Genomic DNA, 21,784 nt, shown 5'->3' on the forward strand with positions numbered 1-21,784 from the left:
TCGGTTGGCAAATTTTTGTGCTGCCCGAAGGGCCAAGTTCTCAGCTTGTCAGAAAACTTGCGTAGGCGATTAGCTCTTCAAACTTGGAATAAAATTCAAACTTTCCACCAACAGATAGATTAAGGCCAACTGATGGAAAGGCTTTTGTCAGTTGGGTTGTTTCTGTCGGTTGGCAAATTTTTGTGCTGCCCGAAGGGCCAAGTTCTCAGCTTGTCAGAAAACTTGCGTAGGCGATTAGCTCTTCAAACTTGGAATAAAATTCAAACTTTCCACCAACAGATAGATTAAGGCCAACTGATGGAAAGGCTTTTATCAGTTGGTTTGTTTCTATCGGTTGGCAAATTTTTGTGCTGCCCGAAGGGCCAAGTTCTCAGCTTGTCAGAAAACTTGCGTAGGCGATTAGCTCTTCAAACTTGGAAAAAGATTCCAACTTTGTTCCAACGGATGAAAAGACCCAACAGATCAGGCTTATCAGTTGGGTTCTTCTCTCAGTTGGAGATTGTCTTTTTGGTTGCGGCTTGTCCGCGTTGGGGATACACTCTCCTCGTTGAGAGGGCCGGGTTGACCCCGACGGGGTCGCATGGAATAGTCCACGGCCAGCGCCCTGGGAACCGATGGGATTTGTCGCATTCAGCCCTGCAGGGGCGGTGTTCCTGACGTGGTTCTATCGCGCCCCCGGGGCTTGGTGATTTCTCCTGATGACGACGTTCCCAGGGCGTTGCCCCTCACTGCTACCTTTCGTCCCTTTGGGGCTATTTGTCTGTGCAATAGAATTCGAATTGACGTTCTCGTATAATTGCGCCTTTTCTTTCACCGCCGCGACGCCGAGTTTTTTGAATCTTCTCTTCGTGCTCTTCGCGGCTTCGCGGCGTGTTTCATCCTTCCAACTGCCGCCGCAGCTCCTCCACCTCCGGCCTGCGCCGGCCGCAGCCCATTCGCGCGATCCTTTCCTTGCCAAAGCCAGAAAGCAAGCCCAGGGTTGAATTTGGCAAAAATCTTTGTTATTGTCGCCCCGGTTGAGAACGGGACCGTTACCAAGTGGAGGCGGCATGAAGGTGCAGAATTGTGAAACCGCCATTATTCCAGAAGCCAAAATCACCGGCTATCTGCTCTCGGATTCACACCCTGCCGGCCGCAGCAAGGCCAGGTTTTTTACACAGCTTGGCTTTTCAGTCGAATCGTGGGACGAACTGGCGCAAGCTTTACGGCAACATCTGGTGGATAATGAGATCGCCAAGATAGAATCATCGCCATTTGGAACGAGGTATGTTGTCGAAGGCAAAATCCTTACGCCGGACGGCAGAGCGTCATGGCTTCGCTCGATCTGGTTTGTCGCAACCGGGGAAGAGACCCCACGATTTGCAACGGCATACCCTTTGAAAAGGAGATCATCATGATTCGCGAGCTTGATCGTGTCGTGCTCACCGCCGATCTGCTGGAATACGGATTGCGCGTGGGCGACGTTGGCACCGTGGTTCTGGTGCATGGCAATGGCGAAGGTTACGAAGTTGAGTTTGTTGCTCTTGACGGCGAGACGTTTGCGGTGGTCTCGCTTTTCCCCGCGCAAGTTCGGCCGATCGCTCCCGGGGAAATCACGCATGCACGCAAAATCGAGGTTGTTTCTTCTGGAATTCTTCAATAGTCTTGCGCAACGAACGAAATCAGGCCGAGGTGCTTCATGCCGGCGGAATTGGCCACGGAAATCCAGAGAACCAGGAATGGCAGGATTCGCATTGCGCTCAGCCGCGGCGAGCTGGAGCGCTTCTGCAATTCGTTCAGATTTTTCCGGAAAGGCTTGCTCCAGCATCTGCGCGCCGCGGAAAAAGATCATCGCGCCGGACGGGTCACGAAAAGAGACAGCCTGTTCGAGCCTGCCCGCGATTGATCCAGCTTGCGACCACACAAGCTTTTGCGGCGCTTTTCCAGTAAAATCCCTTCAACCCCGTCCTGTGCACCATAGAGCTTCATCCAAAAGCAAAAGGCGTCTAGAGTTTTCGCGTCGATCTTGACGATCGTATTGTTTTCAAGTTTACGGACAAGAACGTGGCTGAATTTCGTTTTATCGGGCACCACAATCAGATTGACGATCACCCCATTTTCTTGGACTGATCTCCCCTGCCCAGCACTCACTCAACTGCCAACTGCCTCTGCAGCTCCTCCACCTCCAGCTTGCGCCGGCCGTAGCCCATCTGCCCGAACACCTCTATCGCACCAGCAGCATTTTTCTGCTCAGCATTTGTGTCTGAAATTTCACCACAGCAAAATAGACGCCGCTGGCGAGCGCATGGCCGTTGCTCTCTTTTCCCTCCCAGGCAACCGTGTGCGCGCCGGCGCTGCGGACGGCCTCGAGCAGCGTCACGACTTGTCTGCCGGAAAGATCGAAGATGATCACCTCGACTCTGCCGGCGGCGGGCAGGTGAAACGCAATGATCGTGGCAGGATTTCCTGCCGTGCGGGAATTCGCTCCGCGCAAAAACGGATTCGGATAATTCTGCAGCAGCCGAAAATCACCCACCGGCTCGGTTTTTCTCTGCGTCACGCCGGTGAACTTGCCGCCGGGTTTGCTCAAAAATCCAAAAGCCGCGGCGGCCGTGGCAATCGATTCATGCACGGTGAATTCGTTGGTCGGCGGGCAATAGCGGTTTTCAAACCACAACTCGTGCGAAGGCCACAGCTTCGCGTCGGGATAAACCGTGGTCCTGCCCCACTGCGGCTCCCACGGCCCGGCGGGTGTGACGGCCTCATACCAATACGGCCCGTACGGAATGATCCCGGGAATCATGCCCTTTTCGCGGTTGTAATACCACGAATCGAGATGCATGAATTCTTCCGGATGCTTCTCGCCAATGCCCGACACCCAGCATATATTCAACGGATTCGCGCCGAGAATATAATCACAGGTGGTGTAGCAATACGAGAGATATTTTCTATTGCCGGTGATCGCATACGCCGCCATCAGCGGAAAGATGTTCGGGCGGGTGGCATTGCCGGACACGACCGGATACCACCAATCATTGCCGTAACGATAGCCGCGGGAATCAGCGCTGTTGATGTGATCCGAGTAAGCCCATCTCTCCACCGCTTGTGCCAGCATGTTTTTGAGACTTTGATCGATGTTGGGTTGCTTCGTCATCACATAGGTCCACACGGCCCATTGCTGATCGTAGGAATCCCACACCTCCAGCTCGCTGGCCGCGGTTTTGATCAGGCTGTCTTTTTTGAATTGTTCCTGAAACGCCGCCTCGCCGGTGAGACGAAACAGCCACGCCGCGGCATATTGCCGGAAGTCGCGCACTTTGGTTTCATCGCCCGGCAAAATGTGATTCATTGCCCAGCCGTAAGCCCGGCGCGCCGAGGCGAGATAGTCTGATTTGAATTTGCCATGGCCCGCCACTTCCAGACAATGCGCCATCTGGCATGCGACCGCGGCATAATGAAATGAAACCTGCGGATCAGGCGCGTACGCGTACCATTGATCGGTATCGGTCACGCAACTCACGCCGGTGGCGGGATGTCGCCAGGTCTCGATGCCGCCGTGAATACCGCCGTCATCCTCCTGCATGCGCTTGAAAAAATCCACGCCCCAGCGCGCCTCATCCAAAATATCCGGAATGCCGTTGCCGCTTTCCGGAATGTTCAACTCGTCGTCGGAAAAATTTTCGGGACGCAGTTCATACGCCAGCAGCAGTGTCTTGCAGGCGTTCAAATGATAGGCATTGCGATCCCAATCCGCCGCATCGTGCCAGCCGCCCCAAAACGGTTTCTTGATATTCGTGGCGTACTGCGGCAATTGCGTGAACGCGTTGCCGCCGTCCAGGTAGCGCCAGTTGGAGAGAATCACGGTGTCGCCTTGGGCGGGATGATGGCAGCGCGGCCGCGTCCATTGCGTGTAAGGCGCTTCCAACGCCACGCCGCAGCGTTGCAGATAAAGCGCGCGAATCGTGGTGTAAAATGCTTCGCGATAAACATCGTCATCAACGCGAAACGGGTGAGATGATCCGATTCCCTCGACCATCAAACGGTATTCGCCCGGCCGGGTGAAATCCGAAAAATCCGCAACCCAAACATCGGCGCCGGTGAAACTGCCAAAGGGCGCGTGCGTGGGATAACCGTTGTCCGCTCCGCCGCTTTGCAGCCTTTTTCTCAACTCGATGGTCCCGGTATAAACCACGGTTCGGGATTTCTCTTCAACGATATAGAATCGCGAGGCAGCATAATCGTCCAGCGAAAGCGGGCCGAGATCGCCCAGCCAATGCGAGAGATAGGCATACTTCGCCGGCGCGGCGGGCGCGTAGCCGATTTGATTCACATGAATGGTTTCTGAGCGCAGGGCGTATTCATCAAAGACGAAGGTCGTATCGCTGCGGGTGAAATCCAAATAAGGAAATTGGAGATGATAGGTTTTGCCGTGCTGCAGGGGGTGGGGCAATTCGAGATAAATGAAATGTTCGAGCACGGAGGGATAGTTTGAAGCATGATTCGAGCTGAAATCCTTCGCCTTGCTTTTGCGGCCCACCTTGAGCGGAGACAGCGGCGTGGCATAATTCGCATCATCGGCGCTGCTCAAGGTGTATGAAGCGGTTCGCATCGCCCAGATAAGCAACAGCTCGGATTTAACGACGCGATCATCGTTGCCCGCCTGGCCGAGACCGTAGTGCTCGACGTAGCCGTCGTCAAAATGCAGCATGAGAATTTTGTCGGTGACCGGCAGGAGTTGCTTGAATTTGGAAGCGGAGGCATTGCCGGAAAAGAGGGTCAGCGCGGTGATAAGGCTGATCGATTTGGAGAGTATTTTCATACGATGCCCGCGATATGGTTTTAAGTGATTCACCCAATTCCGCTGAAAATATGTTTGTAAAATCGTTGTCTTAGTGCAAGCGAAAACGCCGCAGCGTGATACGTCACCGCTACGCGGTTTTTAGGGGTGGCGCCTGACTATAAACACATCTTTCCTCAGGATTCACCGGCTGCAGATTTTCCTGCCGCACGGAAAATGTTGTTGCTTCTTCGATGATTCTTGAATAAGTTCGGCGCAAAGAACTGAACAAGAAGAGGCGCCTTATGCCGGTCAAGTTAAGAGCCGAAGTCAAAAAAACAAAAAACGGCAAGATTCGGATTGAGATCAGCCGTGATGAGTTTGAACGCTTTTGCAATACGTTCGGATTCTTTCGCAAAGATTTTCTCCAGGTTCTCCGTGAGTCGGAAAAAGATCATCGGGCCGGGCGGGTTACGAAAAGAAACAATCTTTTCGAATTGATGAACAAATAATGCAAATCGCCACCACCCGAACTTTTGACCGGCTTTTCAACTCGCTCGACAAAAAGATTCAGCGGAAGGCCGCGAAAAAAACCGAGATTTTCAAACAAAACCCCTTCAATCCCATCTTGCGCACAGAAAAACTCCATCTCAAAACGCATGAAGTTTGGAGCTTTCGCATCGATCTTGACTATCGGATCGTTTTCAAGTTTGTCGAAAAGAACCTTGCCGAGTTTCGCTTCATCGGGCATCATAATAAAATCTACGACTACCCAATCTTCTTGGATTGATCCCTACTGCCCCGTTCCTGTTCAACTGCCAATTCTCTACGCAATTCCTCCACCTCCGGCTTTCGCCGGCCGTAGCCCATTTCTGCAATCATCTCTGCCGCAATGTCCAGATGCTCTCTTGCCTCTTGCCCCTTGCCCTTTGCGCCCTGCGCCATGCCCTCTGCCCCATGCGCCATGCCCTCTGCCAACAACAACCGGCACGCCTCCAAATGATAATCCGCCAAATGCAATTTCATCTCCCCGCGTTCGGCAATTTCTCGCGCTTCTTCGAGATCGGCCCAGGCCAGGGCAAATTCATTTTGGCTGCGATAGTAGGCGGCGCGGGCGAATAAACCCCATGGCAAATTATGTTGTGTTCCAGCTTCCCGCAAGCCGGCCACGGCTTGGTGCAAATAATCTCGGGCTTGGTCGAAATACTGTCCGGACGCTCCCAGCGCCCGGGCAGTGGTTTCCGCCAGGGCTTGCAGCAGAAACGCGCGGCCGAGGGAGAGTTTGTTCAAAGCAATGTCCAACAAATTTCGTGAACCATGCAAAACAATATCGAGAGCTTTCTCGGCGCGCTTTTGCACCTCCTGATACTGCCCCTGACTCAGCAGCAGATCGCAGAATTGAAAGCCACTTTGAGAATAGCGATAAGGATATTCTGGTGTTCTCTTCTTTTGCATGGCTTCGGCTTCGCGAAATAGGCTTTCCGCTTCAATAAGTTCACCTGCTTGAAGTAGCGCATTAGAGAGCCATGTTCGTGAGGTTTCTTTTATGAACCCATCCCCGCTGCGGTCAGCAAAGTCCACGCTCTGGCGGGCAGAAGCCACGGCTTGGCTGACCTCGCCCAACGTGAGATAGAGTTCGCTGAGGTTGCCAGCATCTTGCGCTGCACCTTTCCAATCTCCTTTTTGAGCGCTGGCTTCCATTCCCGCCTGCATGGGTTGGCTGGCCTCGGCTAAACGGCCCAGCGCCCGCAGACGAAAGCCGGCCCAACTCAAGACAACGGCTTTGTCACCATCTGTCAAACCAGAGGCAGGTTTACTCCACAGCACTTCAAAAAAGTTGGAGACCGTTGACAAATCAGCACCAAAGGCACCGAGTTTGTTACAACAATAATTAGTTCTTCCATCGCGTTGAATTCGAGAATAATACACATCATCCATGGCCTTCTGATGCCGCCCCGCCTGACACCCATGCGCCACCGCCGCAAACAGCGGTTCCATTTCTTCCAATGTATCGGGCAATTCTTTGGCCGGCAGCTTCTTGTAATATTCATAAAGCCGGCCATGTGCTTCTTGCCACGCGGCCGGGTTTTGCTGGCGCAGCTTCTCGCCAAAATGCTCGCGCACCAGCGGGTGGCAGTCGAGCGTGTCAGGGCGCTGCGCGTCTTTCTCCGCGAGCAGGCGCAGGTCGCGCAAATGCTGAAAGGCAAATTGCAATTGGGCAACGGGCAAGTTTTGCAAATTGGAAGTCAAGCCCTTGATCTCGGGTTGGGCAAGTAAGGCAGCAATCGCGCCCTTTGCAGCCGGGCGGTCGAAGAGTCCCATCAAATGGAGAATATCGCACTCCGGCTTGCCGGCCAGCCAGCGCTCGTAAGATTCCATCACCCGGCGCGCGTGGCCGCCTTGCTTTTCTTCTTCGGTCAAATGCGGAATCAAATCGCGTTTGCGCACCTCGCCCTCGTGTACCACGGCCAGGTAGCGGCCGAGCAGGTTCAACGCCAGCGCATGGCCGCCAAATTCCCGGCTCGCTGCGACCAGTTCCTTGTCCGTGCCCTTCACCTGCAAATGGCGCAGCAATTGGCTGCCGGCCTCGGGGCTTAAGTTTTCCAGATCAACGCGGCGGGAGGTTTTGCCCTCGGTGTGACTGATGTCCTGCAAGGCCACGCGCGTGGTTACCACGCACAGGCCCAAATTGGCGCGGGCTATTTCCTTCAGCAGCGCTTTGAGTCCCTGATCTTTCAGCTCGCCTTGCAGTTGTCCGGGCGGATATTGCAGCGGCTCCACGCCATCGAGAATCAGCAGGGTTTTTTGCTGCCGGAGCAACTCCGCCAGGCGAATGCCTTTGTCCCACGCTGAGAGAATCGCCGGCCCGCTGTAGCCGAACCAGCGCAGGGCCTCGTCAAAAAACGAGTCCGCGGAAACGTTGCGCTCTTCTCGGGTGCCCTGGCTGTAGAACGACCAGCCGAACACGCGCTCCGCGCCGCGAAAGTTGTCGCGCTCGAGCCGGCTCAGCCATTCATTCACCAACGCGGTTTTGCCGACCCCGCCCCAAGCCACCAGGCTGAGGAGGTGGGTATGTTCATCGGCCCAGGCCTGGTCGAGCAATGTGAGTTCCGCCTCGCGGCCAAAGAGGGTGCTGGTGGTGGTGGGCAGTTTGGCGGTTTGGATTTTATCGGGCGGTAGAGGTTGGAAAGTAGCCGTGACAGTTGCAGGAGCGCGTTTCAGCAATCCGGCCAGCTCTTCAGCAAGAGCAGCCAGCGCGGCTTCGGCTTTGTCTTTGCGCATACCGGCAAGCGGCTTGCCGTCTTTGGGGCGCGCTTGTATCTTTTTCAACCAATCGTTTTGTTGCCAGGCGCAAGGCTTCACAATTACCGGAAAAATCCGCACGCCCTGTTGCCGCCGGCGCTCCAACAGCAGGGGGACTTCTTTTTCCATGATGAATTTGGAAGTGAGAAACGTCGGCGAAATCAGCAGAATCGCCATATTGGCCGATTGCAGCGCATTTTCAATTTCCGCCAGCCACTCGTCGCCGCCTTGAATTTTTCGGTCATCCCAAATTTCCAACGTGATCTGATTTTTCAATACGCTAAGCTGGGTGACGAGACGTTCTTTCCAGGCCTCGTCTTTGTGGCTGTAGCTGATAAAAATTTTGTTCATAAAGCAACCCCGGAATGATATGCAATTCCTGCAACCATCAGGCGCCATTTGGGGGCCATTCGCCGGTGCCGTAGAGTTTGAATTGAGGCCTTAGCATTTGCACGATTGCGAATCCAAAGGCTGAGCGCCTGAAGGCGCGACTACGAAATTCGCAAGACCTTTCAAAGGCTGAGTGCCTGAGGGCGCGACTAGAAGATTCGCAAGACTTTGGCCCCGCGGATTTTTCTCGCCTTCAGTTCGCGCAGGGCGGTGTTGGCTTCCTCCAAAGGAAACTCCTGCACTTCCGGTTTGATGGGGATTTGCGCGGCGAGCGCCAAAAATTCGGCCACGTCGCGGCGGCTGACATTGGCCACGGTTTTGATTTCTTTTTCGAGCCAGAGGTGGCTGGGATAATTCAATTGCAGCAAGGCGGACTTGTCCGCCTCTTCTTTGCGAATGGCGTTGATCACCAATCGGCCGCCCGGCGCCAAATTCTCCAGCGCTGCCACGACCGGCCGCCACACCGGCGTGGTGTCGATGATGGCATGCAGCTTTTCCGGCGTTTTTTCTTCGGTGTCGCCTGCCCAGGCTGCGCCCAGTTCCAGCGCAAAGGCCCGCTCCGATTCACTGCGCGCAAAGACAAAGATCTTGGCCTGCGGAAACTGCTGCTGCGCCAGCTTGAGCACGAGGTGGGCGGAGGCGCCGAAACCGGTGAGTCCCAGGTTTTGTCCGTCCTGCAAGCCGGTCAGCCGCAACGAGCGATAGCCGATCGCGCCGGCGCACAGCAGCGGCGCCGCTTCTGCATCGGCAAAAATCTCGGGAATGGCGAAGACGAAAGCAGCGGGAACAGTCATGCGTTCGGCGTAGCCGCCATTGGCATCGCGGCCGGTGGCCTGGAACTGCGCGCAGAGATTTTCCTCGCCCCGCCGGCAGAAGTCGCACACCCCGCAGGCGGAAAAGATCCACGCCACGCCCACGCGCTCACCGCGCTGAAACCCGGCGGCGGCAGATTCGACTCGTCCCACGACTTGATGGCCGAGCACGATCGGCAGGCGCGGCGGCGGAGTGCGGCCTTCGATTTCATCCAGCTCGGTATGGCACACCCCGCAGGCAGAAACGCGCAGGAGAATTTCGTTTGTTTGTGGAACCGGATCAGGGAGGTCGGCCAGAATCAGCGGCGTTGGATTGCGGTCGAGCGCCGCCAAGCGGGAGAGGATCATGGCTCTCATGAGAGGCTCCTGGGTGGCAGAATGATTGAAGGCGGAATCATGCAGCCCAATGATAGGGAGCGCAACGGTTGAATAGCTGTCTGGAATTTTCCCGCTGCCACCGCGGCAACACAAAGACAACCGGATCAGCACGGCCAGATGACAGCATTTTTCAAATGCGTGTACAGGTTCGTAGTTCTCGTTGGGCACTGTTGCAACCGCGAAGCCATTGGCTTCAACAGCCGTCCAACAGGAACGGGGACTACAAACCTTTTCATTCAATTGAAAACGGCTGAAGAATTCGCCGGTTCCTGCTGATCCGGTCAAGGCCGGCCGTGCGCGAGCGTCAATCAGCGTTGCCCGATTTTTCGATCTTGCTCCAGGAATCCTTCAACGACACGATGCGATTGAAGATGGGCTGGCCGGGCCGCGCCTCCACCGGGTCCACGCAGAAGTAACCCAGGCGCTCGAACTGCCAACGGCTGCCGGGCGTGGCCTGGCCGAGGCTAGGCTCGACGTAGCAATCTTTGACCTGCTCGAGCGAGTTGGGATTGAGCTGCGCGAGGAAATCCTTGTTGTCGTCGGGATTCTCCTTGACGAAAAGCCGGTCGTACAGCCGCGCTTCGACTTTGAGCGCGTGCGCCACGGAGACCCAGTGAATCGTGCCCTTCACCTTGCGGCCGTCGGGCGAATCACCGCCGCGGGTGGCAGGATCGTAGGTGCAATGCAGCTCGATGATCTCGCCGGTGGCCGGGTCTTTCACGACATTGGTGCAGGTGATGAAGTAGGCGTAGCGCAATCTCACTTCGCGGCCGGGCGCCAGGCGAAAGAATTTTTTGGGAGGATCTTCGCGAAAGTCGTCGCGCTCGATGTAAAGCTCACGCGCGAACGGCACGCGGCGGGTGCCGGCCGCCGGGTCTTCGGGATTGTTGATCGCCTCCATTTCCTCGACTTGGCCGGCGGGATAGTTGGTGATCACGACGCGCAACGGCCGCAGCACCGCCATCACGCGCGGGGCGTGGCGGTTGAGGTATTCGCGCACGCAATGTTCGAGCAGGCCGACGTCGACCATGCTGTTGCTCTTGGCCACGCCGATGCGATCGCAGAAATCGCGAATGGCCGCGGGCGGGAAACCGCGGCGCCGCAGGCCGGCGAGCGTGGGCAGGCGGGGATCATCCCAGCCGCTGACATGGCCCTGTTCGACGAGCTGCAGGAGCTTGCGCTTGCTCATCACGGTGTAGGTGAGATTGAGGCGGGCAAACTCGATCTGCTGCGGATGGTGAATGCCGAGCGCCTCGAGAAACCAGTCGTAGAGCGGGCGATGATCTTCGTATTCCAGCGTGCAGATGGAATGGGTGATGCCCTCGATGGCATCCGACTGGCCGTGGGCCCAATCGTACATGGGATAAATGCACCACGTGTCGCCGGTGCGATGATGGGTGGCATGGCGGATGCGATACATCACCGGGTCGCGCAGATTGAGATTGGGCGAGGCCATGTCGATCTTGGCACGCAGGACTTTGGCGCCGTCGCGAAACTCGCCGGCGCGCATGCGGCGAAACAAGTCCAGGTTCTCTTCGACCGGGCGATCGCGCCAGGGGCTGTTGCGGCCCGGTTCGGTGAGCGTGCCGCGATAGTCGCGCATTTCGTCGCTGGTGAGATCATCCACATACGCTTTGCCGGCCTGGATGAGCTGCACGGCATAGTCGTACAACTGTTCGAAATAGTCGGAGGCGAAATAGAGATGCGCGCCCCAATCAAAGCCGAGCCAGCGCACGTCGGCGGTGATGGAGTCGACGTATTCCTGTTCTTCCTTGGTGGGATTGGTGTCGTCGAAGCGCAGATGGCAGCGGCCGCCGAATTCCTGCGCCATGCCGAAATCGATGCAAATGGCCTTGGCGTGGCCGATGTGGAGATAGCCGTTCGGCTCGGGCGGAAAGCGCGTGATCACCCGGCCGCCGAAGCGGTTGGTGCGGTTGTCTTCCTTGATCAGTTCGCGAATGAAGTTGGAAACGGCCGGGATCGACTCATGGGAGGGCATAAAGCTACGTTCCTTTGTGGTTGCGCCCGCAGCGGTGAGCATGCGACGAACGGACAACGGCCGCAAAAAATCCGCGCGGGCTGTGGTTCCAGTTGCGAATTCTTGCAGAATATAGTCAGATTAGTCATCGCCGTCAATTCCAAAGTTGGCGGCGTGACCGCGAGGGAAAATCGCTTGCAACTCTCCCGGCGCCGTTATATGTTTGCGAGCGTGTTCCTTGCCAGAATTCATTCACGACGTTTGTTCGGCGCACCGGCAGCCGGCGGCCGGAGAAGTTGCCCGCCGCGCCGGCCATGCTCCGCCGGGCAAGTGTCGCGACGGTACCGCATCTCAAGGGAAGGAGGAATGGATGAATGAAAAGCCGGCGGTATTGACTTCGTCGATTGGCAGCAAGGTTCTGGTGGCGCTCACCGGCATCGCGCTGGTGCTGTTCGTGCTGGTGCACATGATCGGCAATCTGCAAATGTTCATCGGCCAGGAGGCGATGAACAACTACGCGGTGACGTTGCGCAAGTTCGGCGCGCTGCTCTGGGTGTTTCGCCTGGGCCTGGTGGGCATCGCACTGGTGCATGTGTTCATGGCCCTGCGGCTGAAGCTGCAAAACCGGGCCGCGCGGCCGGTGCGCTATTCTTCCAACCACACGGTACAAGCCACGCTCGCCTCGCGCACGATGGTGATCAGCGGCTTGATCATCCTCACCTTTGCCGTGTATCATCTGCTGCATTTCACGCTGGGCGTGACCCATCCCGAGCATTTTGCGCTGCATGATGCCCAGGGCCGGCACGATGTGTACAACATGGTGGTTTATGGCTTTCAGAACGTGCTGGTGTCCGGCTTCTATGTGGTGGCGCTGGTGCTGCTGTTCTCCCACCTGAGTCACGGCGCGGCCAGTTTCTTTCAATCACTCGGCTGGAATCGTCCCCGCTGCAAAACCGCGCTGGCGAGATTCGGCGCGGTGGTGGCGTGGCTCGTGTGCCTGGGCTTCGTCTCGGTTCCTCTGGGCGTGCTCGCTGGCCTCATCAAACCTGTCGGAGGAGGGATGTGATCATGAAACTCGATGCAAAAATTCCCAGCGGGCCGCTGGCGGAGAAGTGGGACAAGCACAAGTTCGAGATGAAGCTGATCAACCCGGCGAACAAGCGCAAGTTCGACGTGATCGTGGTGGGCAGCGGCCTGGCCGGCGCTTCGGCGGCGGCAGCGATGGCCGAACTCGGCTACCGGGTCTCCTGCTTCTGTTTTCAAGACAGCCCGCGGCGCGCGCACAGCATCGCGGCGCAGGGCGGCATCAACGCCGCCAAGAATTATCAGAATGACGGCGACAGCGTCTATCGCTTGTTCTACGACACGGTCAAAGGCGGCGATTTCCGCGCCCGCGAAGCCAATGTCTACCGCTTGGCGCAGGTGAGCGGCAACATCATCGATCAATGCGTGGCGCAGGGCGTGCCGTTCGCGCGTGAATACGGCGGCCTGCTCGACAACCGTTCGTTCGGCGGGGCGCAGGTTTCGCGCACGTTTTATGCGCGCGGCCAAACCGGCCAGCAGCTTTTGCTGGGCGCCTATTCCGCGCTCAGCCGCCAGATCGGTTTGGGCAACGTGAAGATGTATCCGCGCACCGAAATGCTCGATCTGGTTTTGGTGGACGGCGCGGCGCGCGGCATCCTCACCCGCAGCCTGGTCGACGGCAAGATCCAGCGGCACGTGGCGGATGCCGTGGTGCTGGCGACGGGCGGTTACAGCCGCGTCTATTTTCTCTCCACCAATGCCATGGGCTGCAACACCACCGCCATCTGGCGCGCCTATCGCCGCGGCGCGGCGTTCGCCAATCCCTGTTTCACGCAAATTCACCCGACCTGCATTCCGGTGAGCGGCGACTATCAATCCAAGCTCACGTTGATGTCGGAATCGTTGCGCAACGACGGCCGCATCTGGGTGCCGAAGAAGAAGGGCGACACGCGCGCGCCGCGGGACATTCACGAAGACGAGCGCGATTACTATCTCGAGCGCAAGTATCCCAGCTTCGGCAATCTCGCGCCGCGCGACATTTCTTCGCGCGCGGCCAAGGAAGTCTGCGACGAAGGCCGGGGCGTGGGCGAACACAAGCGCGGCGTCTATCTCGATTTCTCCGATGCCATTCGCCGCCTCGGGGAAAATACCATTCGCGAGCGCTACGGCAACTTGTTCGACATGTACGAAGAGATCACCGACGAGAACCCCTACCAGGCGCCGATGCGCATCTACCCCGCGCCGCATTACACCATGGGCGGCTTGTGGGTGGATTACAACTTGATGAGCAACATTCCCGGCCTGTTCGTGATCGGCGAAGCCAATTTCTCGGATCACGGCGCCAACCGGCTGGGCGCGAGCGCGCTGATGCAGGGACTGGCCGACGGCTATTTCATTTTGCCCTACACCATCGGACATTATTTTGCCAGCGCCAAGCCGAAGAAGATGACGAGCACGGACCATCAGGCCTTCCGGCAGGTGGAGGAGGAAGTCACCGGCCGCATCAAGCGTTTGCTCAGCGTCAAGGGCAAACGCACGGTCGATTCCTTTCATCGCGAGCTGGGCACGCTGATGTGGGAACGCTGCGGCATGGGCCGCAACGCCGCCGGCCTGCAGCAGAATCTGCAGGAGATTCCGGCGCTGCGCGAGCAGTATTGGAGCGACGTTACGGTGCTCGGCAGCAATGAGGAGTACAACGTCTCGCTGGAAAAGGCCCTGCGGGTGGCGGATCTCTTCGAGCTGGCGGAGCTGATGTGCCGGGACGCCCTGGATCGCAACGAATCCTGCGGCGGCCACTTCCGCGAAGAGTATCAAACTGCGGAAGGCGAGGCCCTGCGCAACGACGAGAAATATTGCTATGTGAGCGCGTGGGAATATCAAGGCGAGAGCAAGGCACCGGTTCTGCACCAAGAGCCGCTGCAGTTCGAGTACGTCCAGCTAGCGGAGAGGAGCTACAAATGAGAGTGACATTGCACGTGTGGCGTCAGCCGAATGCGAACACGCCCGGCAAGCTGGTGACCTACCAATCGCCGGAAGCCAGTCCCGACATGTCCTTTCTCGAGATGCTGGATGTGCTCAATGAAGAGCTGACGCGCAAAGGCGAAGACCCGATTGCCTTCGATCACGACTGTCGCGAGGGCATCTGCGGCACGTGTTCGCTGGTGATCAACGGCATCGCGCACGGCCCGGGCGCCGGCAAGACCACCTGCCAGCTCTACATGCGGCAGTTCAAAAACGGCGATCACATTTATGTGGAGCCCTGGCGCGCCAAGCCGTTTCCGGTGATCAAGGATCTGGTGGTGGATCGCGGCGCGTTCGACCGCATCATGCAGGCGGGCGGCTTCATCGCGGTGAATACCGGCGGTACGCCGGACGCCAACGCGCTGCCGGTTCCCAAGCCTGACGCCGAGCTGGCGATGGATGCCGCGGCTTGCATCGGTTGCGGCGCGTGCGTCGCGGCCTGCAAGAACGCCTCGGCGATGCTGTTCGTGGCGGCGAAAGTCTCGCATTTCGCCCATCTGCCGCAGGGGCAACCCGAGCGCGAGCGCCGCGTGCGCAGCATGGTGGCGCAGATGGATCAGGAAGGCTTCGGCAATTGCACCAACCAGTATGAGTGCGAAGCCGTGTGCCCGAAGGAGATCAGCGTGACGTTTATCGCCAAGATGAACCGGGAGTACCTGCGGGCGATTGCGAGTTAGATGGCCTTCTGCCACAAATCGGGCCTGCCAATCGCAGGCCCGATTTTGAGATGTCGTAATAGCCGTTGCAAATTGACACTTCAGGAATCCGCAGCAACACATGCTGGCTGAAAACATCGCACGAGCATTCGAAGCGACGTACTCGACAACAGAGCGAAAATTCTCAGGAACACATTATACACCGGATAATGTCGTCGAGTACATCGTTGGGAGGACCATTGGAGCAGGGACCGCCGATCCCGGCAACTGCCGGATCCTGGATCCAGCATGCGGGTCTGGTCTTTTTCTGCTGAAAGCATATGAGATAGTTTGTGCGAATCTCAAACAAAAGCATGGCACGATTGACTCGTGGCGGGCGCGAGAAGTACTGGAGAGCTGCATTTTTGGAATAGACATTGACCCTGCGGCCGTCAAAGAGGCTCGGCAGAATCTGCTCTTGAAGGCAGGGGAGTTCGGCGTGGCGAGAGCCGACCTGAGTAGCAACTTCATCGCGGGTGATGCCCTCGACTTGCTGAATGAACACAAAGGTCAATTGGGATTCGATTTTGAGCAGGCAGAGGCTTCATCTCCTCTGGCTGGTTTTTTTCCCAGGGTGATGGCAGCGGGCGGTTTTGATTGTGTGATTGGAAATCCGCCTTATATTCGAATTCAAAACATTTTTCCGCTGGAACGTCGCAACAAATACATCAAGCTCTTTCGGACAGCAGCCGGACGCTTTGACATTTCTGCGCTTTTCATGGAATTCGCGACACGAGTATTGAGTGCGAAAGGAAGGCTTGGATATGTTGTTTCAAACAAGCTTCTCACCACCAACGGTTCCAGACATTTACGGCAGTTTATTGTTGATAACTTTACTATCGAGGAGATTGTTGACCTTGCCGATACCAAGCTCTTCGATGCCGCCATTCTGCCAATGATCGTGATTCTGCGCCGCGGCCGTCATCTCTCCGAGCAGATCATTTTTACAACTGCCAGCGAAATCAAAGGACCCTGCCCGCGCGCGGAAAAAAGCTCAGACATATTCGAGGTTCTGACACCCTCCGAACTACCTCTCGCACGCGATGTGGAAATTGGGTCTCGCACATTCAGCGTGCGCAGGTTTGCCGCACCTCATCCCACAAAAAACAAATCAATATGGACTTTTCATTCACCAGCCGAAACTCGAGTACTTGAAAAGATTTGGCGCTCGGCAGCAGGTACGTTGAATGATTTCGCCGAGAAGATCAGTGTTGGACTCAAAACGACAGCAGACGATGTTTTCATTAAACCATTGACGGAGTCATTCATTGGAAAAAGTGATCTTGAAAGAGATCTTATCCATCCTGTACTCGAGAGCCACAATATTCAACGCTGGTCGGTTCGCTGGCAAGCCCAAGAAGATTGCTTCGTTCTCTATCCTTACCGGGAGATCAATGGCAAACTGACACCCGTTGATTTGGATCGCTTTCCCCAGGCAAAAAAGTATCTTTTTTTGCACCGTGATAGATTGACTGCACGCAGCTATCTTAGAGATTCAGGACGCCAATGGTTTGAAATCTGGGTGCATCAATCTCCTCGAGATTTCGCCAAAATCAAAATAATTACACCGGATATTTCCGCTACAAACCGGTTCGCGTTGGATCAAGCAGGGTACTTTGTCAATGGAACCTGTTTCTATATCATTCTAAGCGACCAGTCATTGGAAATGAATCAAGCCGTACTGGCATTGTTAAACTCCAAACTGATGGAGTACTTTCACAAAACCACCTGTGGCAATGTTCTTTACGCCAAGCGCTTTCGCTACTGGACGACCTATCTGAGGCAATACCCTGTCCCAAGAAAATTGCACGAAAGCAGCAAAGTCAGGCAGCAACTGGCAAATACTGCGCGACAACTCGAACTGTCTTTATCCCCTGGCGAAATTGCAGAACTGGAAAACAATAACGATCGGTTGGTTTATGAGCTTTTCGGACTCAATGATTCTGATGTTGATGAACTTGAAAAAACACTAAGGATCAATCGAGCCACCTAGCCAAGAAATCTGCAGATGATCAAAGGCCGCAAGCAAATCTCAGCGTCCGCGAATGCGAAGAAGCTGGCGATCTATCAAAAAGACCTTGAGGATGCCGGTGTTCTTGCCAATCAGCCTCCGGATCCGGAAGTGCTGTACACACTGGAAGAGATGGCTGTCTTAATAGATGATTTGATGAGCATTGACGCTCCCAAGGATGCGGAGGGCAGAATACTGGAAGTGCGCCCCAAAGGACATTGGTTCGAATTTGAAGTCGCAAAGAAGCTAGGCTACAACTACCCACCTGGCGGCGGGCTTTTCCCAGACATCCGTCACCAGGCCATGGAGATAAAGCATCACACGGGAAAAAGCGTCACAGTTGATTTCGGGCGGTATCATCCCGGCTCCGATGACGTCATTAACGAGGTTTGGAATCGGAAGCTCCAGCTTAGAGTGAACCAAATTCGCTATCTCATCGCGCTGGCGCCGCCGCCGAAGTTTAAGGTTGCAACATTGCTTCTGCTCACGGGTGCGCAAATCGTCAAAGTGTTCGGCGTTTCGCCGAAAGCCACAATCAAGTATCAAATGGGGATTTCAGAAAAATGGCGGCGCGAGCATCATGGCAAAATGATGGTGGGAGAAAAAATTTGGATTTGAACCCCGGCTGCACCGTGATGGGCGCCGGATGAAACCGCGGGCTGCCACCGGCCGTGGCCGCTGTCACCACGGCCGGCGCAGCCCCATTGCCTTGATCAAGAGAATACGGCCCGGCCATGAACCCAAACCGCAATCGGTCGCTCACGTTTTCGGTTGCTGTGGCCGTGCTCCTCATTGTGTTCCTCGCAGTGTTGACGCGCCAGCCGGAGTGGGTTGAAACCTTCTACACCCAGCGCTTTTACCTCGCGCTCACCGGCTTGCTTTCGCCCCTCACCTCCGCCGTTTCCATTTCCCTCTCTGAGATTTGCCTTTACCTCTGCCTGCTCGCGGCGATTTGGTTTTGGCTGCAGCTCTTGCGCCGGCGCATGTGGAAACGCAGCTTGCGCAGGATGCTGCTGGGCGCCGCAGTGCTCGTGGCGTGGTTTTATGTCGCCTGGGGCTGCAACTATTTTCGTACTCCGATCGACCAGCAGTTGGGATTTGCCCGCGAGACTGCCGCCCTCGACAGCCTCACTTTTCGGCGTTATCTGGAACAAGGTATTGCCGTCACCAACAGGGCGTGGCGGCCGGCAGCGGTGTGGAACTTGTCCCAGCTCGACAGCATGCTCGAGCACAGCTATCAGCGGCTGTTCTCTGATTTGTCGCTGCCATTGGCGCCGGGCAGCCGCCGGCCCAAACACCTGCTCGTGCCGGCGCTGCTCAACTACACGTTGACCTCGGGCATTTTCAGTCCTTTTCTGCACGAAGTTCATCTTAATTCGGAACTGCTGCCGGTGGAATTGCCGTTCGTGCTGGCGCACGAAAAGGCGCATCAGATGGGCTACGCGCGCGAATCCGAGGCCAGTTTCCTGGGGGTACTCGCCTGTCTGGCGAGCGCGGACTCGGCGGTGCAATACGCCGGCCACTTTGCGCTGCTGGAATCTTTTCTGGCGCGGGCCGCGCTGCTGCAGGATGCTGATTCCCTGCGGCGGCGCGTGCGGCCGGAGGTGCGCGCTGATCTGAGCGCCGTGCGGCAGCGCTCGCTGCCCTACCGCGGCGTGCTGTCACAGTCCTCCCGTCGCATGTATGATGCCTATTTGCGCGCGAACCGCGTCAGCGGCGGCACGCAAAACTATGGGGAAGTGATCGAGTTGATGATACGGTGGCGGGAACAGCAGGCACAGCCGAAGTAGATTTCACTTGCGGCCGCGGCGAATCGCATTGACTTTGCTCTCCGTCAGGCGTTGCAGTTGGCGTTGCGCCTGCGCGATTTTCGCAGTCAACCCCGCGCTGGCAGGCGCAAGCGCTAGCTTGCGCACGCTGACAAACGCCTCCTCATACCACCTCTGCCAAGCTCTCAAAATCTTCTCTTCCTCAGCGGGATCAGCGCCGGGCTTGCCCAGCGCTGCCAGGCTGTTGCGCGTCTCATTCTCCAAGCGTTGGACCGCACGATTCAGCAGTAAGCGCACGACGGCGATGGCATCCGCCTCCGTGCCCTGCGCAAGAAAGAGCGCGGTGGCGGCGGCACTCACGCCGACATTGGCCATCTCTTGCGGTGAGACCTTGTCGATGTCATCGCCGCTGGTGCGATAGAAGACGTCGGTGAAATGCCAGGCCAGCACCGCGGGCACGCCGTGCTGCAAAAAGGGCACATGATCGCTGCCTCCTTCGAAGGGATTGCTGTGCACCTGCCAGCCGTTGCGCGCGAGCCGGCCGCGGCCTTCGCAGGCGGCGATGAACAAGTCATTCAGATAAGTGCCCTGCAAATCCGCTGCTTCGACTTCACTGCTGCCCCATTCCGTGTGTTGATCCGGCGGCCGCGTCCAAATCGCTGCGGGATCCGGCGCCCTTTCCACCAAAAAACTCCCGCCGGTTTGGGTAATGTCTTCACCTGCCATATCCAAAACCAATGCGGCGATCACCTGCGCGAAGGCCGCGGGTTCGGAACGCTGCCAGCGCAGCACGGTCGCGATTTCTTCGACCCACTTCAGCGTGAGCGTGCGCGCCGGCGCGGGCAGCTCACCCGCCGCCAGCGCCTGCCGCAGCGCCAGCGCCATTTCCAGCAACGTGGCGCAACCGGAGGCGTTGTCATTGGCGCCCGGCTCATCGAGATGCGCAATCACCGCGATCATCTCCTCGGGCTTCTGGCTGCCGGTAATTTCAGCGGTCACCTCGCGTACGACTTTCGCGGAAAACTGCGCCTGCACTTTTGCCTGCACCAACACCGGACCGTGGCGCAGCAGGGAATCGAGCAAAACCCCGCTGGCGTACGAAATCTTGAAAGCAAAGACCACCAGCGAATCGACGTACGGAATTGCATCCATGCTGATCGAAGCAGGATGCTCGACGGGCCGGTTGAAGTCCGGCAAGTAGGAAGAGATGAGGCCCGCGGCTTCGCCGGTAAGCGCGGCTTCGCCAAAGACCTCGTGCGGGGGCCGGCGCGTGTAGGCCACTTTGCCGCGCAGGCTGCCGGGCGCAACCTCCAGGCTGTCGAGGTCAACCAGCTCGGCTCGCATGCCTTGCGGCGGAGTGGCGTGGGAATTGGGACAGAGCATCATCTTGGCTTGCGCCAGGGAATGCAGCACGGTGTCGTTCGGCGCGAGCAAGCGCAGCTCGGCGAAATCGGGTTGCCATGCCCGGCCGTGGGCGAGCAGCGTGTCGCGTACGAGCAGTTTGAATCGGGAATCCGATTCCGAATAGCCGCCGGCGCGCAGCGCGGCGGCGATCGCCGCCATGCCCAGATTGAAATCGCGGTTGCCGGCGTGGCGCCAATAATTCTGCAGTAGGGCGACCGTCGCGAGCGCACGGTCGCCGCTGAAATGCTTGTCGATGACGGAGAGATTCTTGATCAGACCGGCGGGCGGCTTCTGCGCAGCAGCGGGCTGTTGGAGGGTAACGCAAAGAAAAACGCACAGGAGAACGAGCTTCGCCTTAGATGTCTTCATTCAGGCGGCGCTCCAAGTAGTGCGCCAGGTTCGGCCCGGCCGGGTTCGCCAAAACCGTTTCCACCCAGGCGTCGCGCTCGAAGCTGAGCACGCGCAAATCCCATACGCAGGCGATCAAACCCGTGGGCGTGACATACTCCCAGCGCTCGCATTCCTCGGGCGGAGAAACATAGACGTGATGATGCAATTCATTTTCCTCGGCCCAGAAGTCGAAGAACGCGAAATTCGCGCCGCGGCCTTCGTGTACGCCGACGAAACCGGTGTGGTAGTGCGTTGCGGCCGCAGGTTGGGAAAGATGAGGCGTGAAGAGTTTTTTCGCAGCGGCGATCAATTCCGCCTGCGGTTGCGGCCGGCGATAGGCAATGCCGTAGAGTTTGATTTGCCAGCCGGCTTCCTGCCACAACTCGAGGAAGCGAATCGGCCGGGGTTGATAATCCTCGCGCAGTTGAAGCGCGGGGAATGGGGAGGTCACTGGCTTTCCTTTTTGAGTTGGGACGATCTCACAGCAATTTCTGTTTGCGTGAAGCGATATTGTTCTCTCTGACACCGCCGCGGTTCGTTTTGGCTTGCCTGCCGGCGCAAAGGTTGAACCAGCAGGTGGGACGACAGAGGCGATGACGCTGCATGAAAAAGCGCTGGAGACTCGAATCCTGTCAATCCTGTTTCATCCGGTCGAAAAGACGAGTTTTGAATCCGGCATCGTCGTCACGCCAGCAGGGCAAACCGCCAATGGCTCGTGCGACAGGATTTGCAGGATGACAGCGCTTTTCGCCGGCGTGAAGGTTGAACCGGCAGGCGGGATGCCCCGGGCACCGACTCTTCATGCAAATAAGAAGCGCTGTAAGCAAACGAGGCCCACGGCTCGGTGAAATGA

Annotated in this window: 18 protein-coding genes; 10 read left to right on the plus strand and 8 right to left on the minus strand. The window is 57.2% G+C overall.

Features of this window, described 5'->3' with window-relative positions; translation table 11 throughout:
* Positions 1 to 1,049 precede the first annotated feature (1,049 nt).
* Positions 1,050 to 1,397: a hypothetical protein gene (locus L6R21_16090; GenBank protein MCK6560714.1), complete on the plus strand. Its 348-nt coding sequence runs from the start codon at positions 1,050 to 1,052 to the stop codon at positions 1,395 to 1,397.
* On the plus strand, positions 1,394 to 1,642 hold the full coding sequence (locus L6R21_16095; GenBank protein ID MCK6560715.1) for a DUF4926 domain-containing protein: 249 nt from the start codon (positions 1,394 to 1,396) through the stop codon (positions 1,640 to 1,642). The genes L6R21_16090 and L6R21_16095 overlap by 4 nt, the downstream gene beginning before the upstream one ends.
* A 185-nt stretch (positions 1,643 to 1,827) precedes the next feature.
* Here the strand turns inward: L6R21_16095 and L6R21_16100 are convergent, their stop codons facing one another.
* The 4 genes from L6R21_16100 to L6R21_16115 form a co-directional block, all read right to left on the minus strand.
* On the minus strand, positions 1,828 to 2,091 hold the full coding sequence (locus tag L6R21_16100) for a hypothetical protein (GenBank protein MCK6560716.1): 264 nt from the start codon (positions 2,089 to 2,091) through the stop codon (positions 1,828 to 1,830).
* A gap of 112 nt (positions 2,092 to 2,203) precedes the next feature.
* Positions 2,204 to 4,798: a glycoside hydrolase family 9 protein gene (locus tag L6R21_16105; GenBank protein ID MCK6560717.1), complete on the minus strand. Its 2,595-nt coding sequence runs from the start codon at positions 4,796 to 4,798 to the stop codon at positions 2,204 to 2,206.
* Between the two features lie 412 nt (positions 4,799 to 5,210).
* Positions 5,211 to 5,510, minus strand: a complete 300-nt coding sequence (locus L6R21_16110; protein ID MCK6560718.1) for a hypothetical protein — start codon at positions 5,508 to 5,510, stop codon at positions 5,211 to 5,213.
* 14 nt (positions 5,511 to 5,524) lie between these two features.
* Positions 5,525 to 7,537 (minus strand): hypothetical protein, encoded by a 2,013-nt coding sequence (locus L6R21_16115; protein MCK6560719.1) that lies wholly within the window; start codon positions 7,535 to 7,537, stop codon positions 5,525 to 5,527.
* Positions 7,538 to 7,939: 402 nt separating this feature from the next.
* Here L6R21_16115 and L6R21_16120 point away from each other — a divergent pair, with 402 nt between their 5' ends.
* On the plus strand, positions 7,940 to 8,428 hold the full coding sequence (locus tag L6R21_16120) for a hypothetical protein (protein MCK6560720.1): 489 nt from the start codon (positions 7,940 to 7,942) through the stop codon (positions 8,426 to 8,428).
* Between the two features lie 170 nt (positions 8,429 to 8,598).
* Here L6R21_16120 and L6R21_16125 read toward each other — a convergent pair whose 3' ends face one another.
* Entirely contained in the window at positions 8,599 to 9,618 is a 1,020-nt protein-coding gene (locus L6R21_16125; GenBank protein ID MCK6560721.1) for a zinc-dependent alcohol dehydrogenase family protein, read from the minus strand.
* Between the two features lie 325 nt (positions 9,619 to 9,943).
* A complete protein-coding gene (locus L6R21_16130) occupies positions 9,944 to 11,638 on the minus strand; it encodes a glutamine--tRNA ligase/YqeY domain fusion protein (GenBank protein ID MCK6560722.1) in 1,695 nt (564 codons plus the stop codon).
* A gap of 349 nt (positions 11,639 to 11,987) precedes the next feature.
* Here L6R21_16130 and L6R21_16135 point away from each other — a divergent pair, with 349 nt between their 5' ends.
* From L6R21_16135 to L6R21_16160, 6 genes are all read left to right on the plus strand, one after another.
* Positions 11,988 to 12,683 carry a succinate dehydrogenase cytochrome b subunit gene (locus L6R21_16135; protein MCK6560723.1) on the plus strand — a complete coding sequence of 232 codons (696 nt, stop codon included), beginning with the start codon at positions 11,988 to 11,990 and terminating at the stop codon, positions 12,681 to 12,683.
* Positions 12,684 to 12,685: 2 nt separating this feature from the next.
* On the plus strand, positions 12,686 to 14,602 hold the full coding sequence (locus L6R21_16140) for a fumarate reductase/succinate dehydrogenase flavoprotein subunit (protein MCK6560724.1): 1,917 nt from the start codon (positions 12,686 to 12,688) through the stop codon (positions 14,600 to 14,602).
* Positions 14,599 to 15,339, plus strand: coding sequence for a succinate dehydrogenase/fumarate reductase iron-sulfur subunit (locus L6R21_16145; GenBank protein MCK6560725.1), 741 nt, complete (start codon positions 14,599 to 14,601; stop codon positions 15,337 to 15,339). The genes L6R21_16140 and L6R21_16145 overlap by 4 nt, the downstream gene beginning before the upstream one ends.
* Positions 15,340 to 15,439: 100 nt before the next feature.
* Complete coding sequence (locus L6R21_16150) at positions 15,440 to 17,350, plus strand: N-6 DNA methylase (GenBank protein ID MCK6560726.1); 1,911 nt, start codon at positions 15,440 to 15,442, stop codon at positions 17,348 to 17,350.
* A gap of 15 nt (positions 17,351 to 17,365) precedes the next feature.
* Positions 17,366 to 17,986 carry a hypothetical protein gene (locus L6R21_16155; GenBank protein ID MCK6560727.1) on the plus strand — a complete coding sequence of 207 codons (621 nt, stop codon included), beginning with the start codon at positions 17,366 to 17,368 and terminating at the stop codon, positions 17,984 to 17,986.
* A gap of 116 nt (positions 17,987 to 18,102) precedes the next feature.
* Positions 18,103 to 19,158 carry a DUF3810 domain-containing protein gene (locus L6R21_16160; protein ID MCK6560728.1) on the plus strand — a complete coding sequence of 352 codons (1,056 nt, stop codon included), beginning with the start codon at positions 18,103 to 18,105 and terminating at the stop codon, positions 19,156 to 19,158.
* A 3-nt stretch (positions 19,159 to 19,161) separates the two neighbouring features.
* Here the strand turns inward: L6R21_16160 and L6R21_16165 are convergent, their stop codons facing one another.
* Both L6R21_16165 and L6R21_16170 read right to left on the minus strand, forming a co-directional pair.
* Positions 19,162 to 20,910 carry a M28 family peptidase gene (locus L6R21_16165; protein ID MCK6560729.1) on the minus strand — a complete coding sequence of 583 codons (1,749 nt, stop codon included), beginning with the start codon at positions 20,908 to 20,910 and terminating at the stop codon, positions 19,162 to 19,164.
* Entirely contained in the window at positions 20,897 to 21,382 is a 486-nt protein-coding gene (locus tag L6R21_16170; protein ID MCK6560730.1) for an isochorismatase, read from the minus strand. The genes L6R21_16165 and L6R21_16170 overlap by 14 nt, the downstream gene beginning before the upstream one ends.
* 142 nt (positions 21,383 to 21,524) lie before the next feature.
* Here L6R21_16170 and L6R21_16175 point away from each other — a divergent pair, with 142 nt between their 5' ends.
* Positions 21,525 to 21,779, plus strand: a complete 255-nt coding sequence (locus tag L6R21_16175) for a hypothetical protein (protein MCK6560731.1) — start codon at positions 21,525 to 21,527, stop codon at positions 21,777 to 21,779.
* Positions 21,780 to 21,784 lie beyond the last annotated feature (5 nt).

Source organism: bacterium (assembly GCA_023150945.1).
GTDB lineage: Bacteria > Zhuqueibacterota > Zhuqueibacteria > Zhuqueibacterales > Zhuqueibacteraceae > Coneutiohabitans.